General features: G+C 63.6%; 1 protein-coding gene and 1 pseudogene. Both read left to right on the top strand.

The window, feature by feature from the left end; genetic code table 11:
* A partial coding sequence (locus EN750_RS35950; protein WP_348629646.1) for an SAM-dependent methyltransferase occupies positions 1 to 359 on the top strand: 359 nt, incomplete at its 5' end.
* Positions 356 to 1,048 (top strand): annotated as a pseudogene (locus EN750_RS35945) (class I SAM-dependent RNA methyltransferase); the annotation flags it as partial. The gene EN750_RS35950 and the pseudogene EN750_RS35945, both read left to right, overlap by 4 nt.

Raw genomic sequence — 1,048 nt, 5'->3', positions numbered from 1 at the left:
TCGAAGGACTGAACGCCCGCGACCTCGCCGTTGCCGATCTCAGCGGGCGTATTCCGGATTTCATCGTGTCCGACGTCAGCTTCATCTCGCTGAAACTGGCGCTGCCGCCGGCGCTTGGTCTGGCGAAGGCTGGCGCCAAGGCCGTGTTTCTGGTCAAGCCGCAATTCGAGGCGGGCCGTGATGCGATCGGCAAGGGTGGTCTGTTGAAAGATCCCTACGACGCCTCCCGTGTCGCCGGCCTGCTGCAGGATTGGCTGGACTCCGTGCCAGGCTGGCGCTCGCTGGGGCTGCATTTGTCGCCGGTCGAGGGCGGCGACGGCAATCGCGAATTCCTGCTCGGTGGGATCAAGGACCGATGAGCGCGCGCTTCAGCATCAGGAAACTTGGCGCTCAGGGCGACGGTGTCGCCGAGACCGAGACAGGCGATCTGTTCATTCCCTTCACACTGCCCGGTGAAACGGTCACCGCCGCGCGCGAAAGGGATCGCGCCATGCTGATGGCGGTGCTGGAAGCATCGCCGCTGCGCATCGATCCCGCCTGCCGCCATTTCACCGAATGCGGTGGTTGCGCGCTCCAGCATTTCGAAGCCGGAGCCTATCGCCAGTGGAAACGCGAAAAAGTGGCGCACATCCTGAAGGGCAAAGGCATCGATTGCGAGATCGGCGAACTGGTCGCCTGCGCGCCGCAGACGCGCCGCCGTGTCGTGCTGGCCGCCCGGCGCACCGATACAGGCATGCTGCTCGGCTTCCATCGCCATCTGTCGCCGGAGATCATCGCCATATCGGAATGCCCGATCTCGCTGCCGGAGATCGTCGCTTCGCTCGATCGGTTGAAGGCGCTCGCCGAATTGGTCTGCGCAACCACCAAATCGTTCCGGGTGGCGGTCACCGTGACCGGTTCGGGTCTCGATGTCGCGGTTCACGAATCCGGCAAGCTGGGGGAGCATCAGCGCCGCATCGCTGCCAATTTCGTCATGGCGCAGGGCTTTGCCAGGCTGTCCATCGATGACGAGATCATCATCGAGCCGAAAAAGCCGGTTGTCATGTTC

The organism is Mesorhizobium sp. M7A.F.Ca.ET.027.03.2.1, assembly GCF_003999175.1.
Classification (GTDB): Bacteria; Pseudomonadota; Alphaproteobacteria; order Rhizobiales; family Rhizobiaceae; genus Mesorhizobium.
The sequence above is the reverse complement of the archived record's forward strand: the minus strand, read 5'-3'. Positions and strand labels throughout refer to the sequence as shown.